The organism is Amycolatopsis rhizosphaerae, assembly GCF_007713715.1.
GTDB lineage: Bacteria > Actinomycetota > Actinomycetes > Mycobacteriales > Pseudonocardiaceae > Amycolatopsis_E > Amycolatopsis_E rhizosphaerae.
Genome location: NZ_VJWX01000557.1, coordinates 1 through 4521 on the forward strand (window position 1 = coordinate 1; position 4521 = coordinate 4521).

The following is a 4521-nucleotide window of genomic DNA, read 5'->3' on the forward strand; positions in this document are numbered from 1 at the left end:
GTGCCTGATGTGCCCCGGGGGCGGCGGCCACGAGCCGATCCAGTGGGGCGGCTGCGGATGCCCGGGCGTGTGGATGCCGATGCCGGGGGGCACGAACCGGGCCGGCGTCGCCTGTGCGACGCCACTTCCCAGTCCGGACAGCACCATCAGCAGCACGCCGAGGCTCAGCCAGATTCGTCTGGACATGTGCATGCGTTCTCCTTCCGATTCACCGATTTCGCCGCGGATGGCGGCTATCGATTCATCGACCGGAACGGCGGTGGCGATGAGCACGGCCGAACGTTCGCTACCCCATCGAGTTCCGGGCAGCCGGAAGGCACTTTCCGCCCACTGTCGCTTGTGGACACGGGTCCTCCGACCGGATGAGAGCGACCGACACGCCGCCAACAGGGTGTCCCGGCCGCCCCATCGTGCGCCGCAATCACCCGCCACGACCGTCCGATCACCCGACGCAGACGGCCGGCTGGGAGAGCGCTCCCCGATAGTGCGACGAAACCCGCGGACCGGGCCAGCCGAAGTGAAATGCCATTACCACTGGTCACCGTCGCGTTCGGACCGCGCGGGCCGGAGTTGGCGCTGCTGAACGAACGCTCATAGGCTCCGCCGCCGTCAACACAGTAGGAGGAGGCACCGATGAAGCTGTCCGCACTGCGCCGCCTCGTGGTCTGCACCTTGCCGGCACTGCTCGCACTGACGGGGCCCACGATCACGAGCGCCACGGCCGCCACCGGCCCGACGGCGGCCACGGGCAAGGTCTGCGGCGACGCGACGGCGAACTACGAGACCGCGACCCCCGAACAGGCCGGCCTCGATCCCGAAAAACTCTGGCACGCGCTGAACCTGATGTCGGTCAACGGCTCGGAAACGGTCCAGGTGTTCCGGAACAACTGCCGGGTCGGCAGCGGGATCTTCGACCCGCTGTTCGACGCGGTCCCCAGCAACAACTGGAGCCAGACCAAGACGATCACCGCGCTGCTCGTGGGCCGCGCGGTCACCCTCGGCAGGCTGTCGGTGGACGACCCGATCGACCGGTACCTGCCGCCCGGGCTCGGCGACGCCGCCCACCGCGCGGTCACCGTCCGCCAGCTGCTGACCCAGACCAGCGGGATCCACATGAACTGGGGCCGCGAGCTCAACCTCGCGATGCCCGACCGCATCCGCGAGTTCATGGCACTGCCCTTCGACCACCGGCCCGGCACCTTCTTCCGCTACGACCAGATCGGCCCCTCGGTGGTGGCCTACGTGGTGCAACGGGCCGTGGGCGAGGACCTGCAGGACTTCGCGCAGCGCGAGCTGTTCACCCCGATCGGCATCGGCCGCTCGTCGTGGTTCTGGCTGCGCGACCGCAGCGGGCACACCGATGGGTGGTCCAACCTGTTCCTGCCCGGCGGGCAGTTCGGGCGGATCGGCCAGCTGCTGCTCAACCAGGGCACCTTCCACGGGCGGCGCCTGATCTCCGCCGACTACCTGCGCCAGCTGCGCACACCGACCCCGACCAACCCCGGCTACGGGTTCCTGACCTGGCTCAACGCCGGCCCGCACTGGATCACCCCGTCGGCCTTCGCGGCGGCGGACAACCCGGCACCGATGATCCCCAGCGCACCCGAGGACATGTACCTCTCGTACGGGTTCTTCGGCCAGCACATCTTCGTGCTGCCCAGCGTCGGCATGGTGGTGACCCGCTCCAGCGGTTCACTGCTGTGGCCGCCGAGCCGCACGGACGTGAGCGACCCGCTGACCGCGGTGCTGCCGGGGCAGCCCGGACGCGTCGAGTACGAGTTCTTCAAGCTGCTGATGGAGGCCGTGCGTTCGCCGCGGCAGCCGCAGGCCAGGCCGTACGTGCCGCCGAAGCCGGGAGCCGTCGACCCGACGCTGATCATCAACCCGGCCGACAACCTCGCACTGGCCGACCTGGGTCCGACCGCCCCCAAGGGCTGCACGATCCTCGGCTGTGACGGAAAACTCGCCGTCACCGGCACCGTCCGGTCCGTTATGGACATTCCGCGCGCCGGGGTCGCCGCGGTGACCGCGCTTCCGGCCGGGCTCGCCCAGCTCGCCACCCAGGTGCCGGACCTGCTGCCCCGGCTGCTGGACGGCTGGGAGCAGACCGCGCGCATCACCGGGCGGCACCTGCCCGAGATCCTGCCCAACCTGCTGGGCTCGCTGCGGCAAACGCTCTCCAGCCTGCAACCTGGCCACTGACCACGAGTGGAAGCGGCGAGTGATTAACTCACCGTTTTCCCATTTTCCCTCCATTTCGCGACCGACCGCGTCCGGCCGGATCCGCAGCGCCGTCAAAGACCGGCATCCCAGGGTCCGTTCCGGTGGAAAACGGGCGGTGGCCTACGTTTCCCTCGGTGGCCGGGGCGGACGGGGCAGGGCCGGCCGATGTGGTGGGCAGGAACGAGAGGTGTGCGGAAATGGTGGGCGGCTACTCGGCCGGTCCCGGTGGCGATGCGCCGGTGGTGAAGCCAGACGAACTTTTCTTCTCCACGACCGACCGGCGCGGGCTGATCAGGACGGGCAACTCGGTCTTCGTGCGGATCTCCGGCTTCCCGCTGGAGGACCTCACGGGCGCACCGCACAGCATCGTGCGGCACCCGGACATGCCCGCGGGCGTGTTCCGGTTGCTCTGGGACCGGTTGCTGAGCGGCCGGCCGGCGGGCGTGTACGTGCAGAACCTGACCAAGGACGGCGAAAGCTACTGGGTCTTCGCCACGGTGACCCCGCTCGGCGACGGGTTCCTCTCCGTCCGGGTCGCACCGCAGGGGCCGCTGTTCGAGGCGGCGAAGCAGATCTACCGGCAGACGCTCGTGGTCGAACAGCAGGCCCGCGCCGAAGGACTGAACCGGCGTGAGACGGCCGAAGCCGGCATGAAGCACCTTCAGCGGACGCTGGGCACGCTCGGTTTCGGTTCGCATGACGAGTTCCTGGCCGAGGCGCTGTCCTTCGAGGTCGGGGTGCGGCGCAGACTGGCTTCGACCGGTTACGCCCGGCCTCACGGCCAGGGGCCCACGGCCGAGGTGCTGCGCAGCGCGGGCGCGCTGGAGGGACAGCTCGGTGAACTGGTCGAAAGGCTCGAGAGCTACCGGACGCTGTGCGACCGGCTGTCCCACGCCTCATCCCGGGTGCTGGAAGTGGCACGCCGCCTCAACAAGGCGGTCGGGGCGGCGCAGTACGCGTCGGAGACCGTGGTCGCCACCGCGCCGGTGCTCAAGAACGTGGCGAGGGTGATGGCCCAGCCCATGGACCGGGCGGTGGGCGCGCTGGAGGAACTCGTCCCCCGGCTGGCACGGCTCGGCTCGCTCGTCGCGGACCTGCGCTTCCGGATCGCGCTGGCGCACCTGCACAACGACATGGTCGCGGCGTTCGCCGCCGAGGTGGTGGACGGGCTGGCACCGCACACGTCCCTGAGCGAGGTGCCGCTGCTGTGCGACGCCCTGCACGACGGCGTCCTGGAGATGTCCGAGCGTGCCTGGCAGGTGAACCGCGAGTTACACGAGGTCGCCGCGCTGGTCGCCGAAGCAGGACTCCGGCTGGAGGAGTTCCGCAAGTTCCTCGGCCAGTGGCGGACCCTGGTGTCGCGACGGGGCGCCGGGCCCGCACTGGGCAGGCTGCTGGAGCCGATCGACGACGAGTTCGTGGCCGGCTGGGAAGGGCTGGAGATGCTGCGGGAACTGGGCAGGCAGTTCCAGGCCTCGGTGCTCCCGCTCGACCCGGCGGCGCTGGAGACCTGGCTGGACCGCATGCGCGACGCGGCCACCGCCTCGCGCGAAGAGCCCTGATCACCATTCGCACAGGCGGCACACAGGTCAGCCACGGCTGGATTTCAGCATGGCCGCTCACCATGGTCCAGGTCAGGACCGAAGGAGCACCATGCACGACCAGGAACAACCGCACAGCGGTTCCCGTTGGGAGCCCTCCCCCGCGCCGTCCTCGGGGGAGGCACAGGAGAACGCCCGGGAAACGGCGTCTCTGAACGCGGCGGGCACCGTGGGAGAAGAACCCCCGGTGCCGCCGGTCTGGCCCGAGGCCGCTTCGGTGCCGACCGGCACCGCCGCCGCGGTGCCGGTCGCCGATCCGGCCGCGAAGGCCGCCAAAACGGCCCGGCTCCGCCGCCAGGGGCTGTTCGCCGCGGCCGTGGCCGGCCTGCTGCTGGCGGGCGGTGCGGGCGGGTTCGCCATCGGTCACGCCACCGCGGGCACCGGCGGTACCGCCGGTACCGGGATCGAACGGCAGCGGGGCGGCCATCCGGGCTTCGACCGCGACGGCGACGGCGACGGTTACGGCGGCCGTGGTTTCCCGGGCGCGGACGACGGCGGTTTCGGCAACGGCGTGCCGCCGGACTTCGATGGCGACCGGAACGGTGGCGACCGCCACCGCTCCGGCAGCACGGGGCCGACCACCACGCGGCAGTCGGCATGACCACCGTCCAGGAGCGGGGCCTGGCCCCGCTCCTGCCCGCCACGCCATCCCGGACCGCCAAGGCCGACGCGGGCCTGCGCCTCGCGGCGGGATCGG

The 4521-nt window shown here is 71.0% G+C and carries 4 protein-coding genes; 3 read left to right on the forward strand and 1 reads right to left on the reverse strand.

Going from position 1 to position 4521, the window contains the following annotated elements; all coding sequences use genetic code 11:
* The coding region (locus FNH05_RS32995; protein ID WP_144592768.1) for a hypothetical protein at positions 1–186 on the reverse strand (186 nt) is incomplete at its 3' end.
* Between the two features lie 447 nt (positions 187–633).
* On the opposite strand from FNH05_RS32995, the gene FNH05_RS33000 reads away from it, so the two are divergent.
* The 3 genes from FNH05_RS33000 (at position 634) to FNH05_RS33010 (ending at position 4425) form a co-directional block, all read left to right on the forward strand.
* On the forward strand, positions 634–2202 hold the full coding sequence (locus FNH05_RS33000) for a serine hydrolase domain-containing protein (RefSeq protein ID WP_144592770.1): 1569 nt from the start codon (positions 634–636) through the stop codon (positions 2200–2202).
* 155 nt (positions 2203–2357) lie between these two features.
* A complete protein-coding gene (locus tag FNH05_RS33005; RefSeq protein WP_222426779.1) occupies positions 2358–3785 on the forward strand; it encodes a PAS domain-containing protein in 1428 nt (475 codons plus the stop codon).
* A gap of 91 nt (positions 3786–3876) precedes the next feature.
* A complete protein-coding gene (locus FNH05_RS33010; RefSeq protein ID WP_144592772.1) occupies positions 3877–4425 on the forward strand; it encodes a hypothetical protein in 549 nt (182 codons plus the stop codon).
* The last annotated feature ends 96 nt before the right edge of the window (positions 4426–4521 follow it).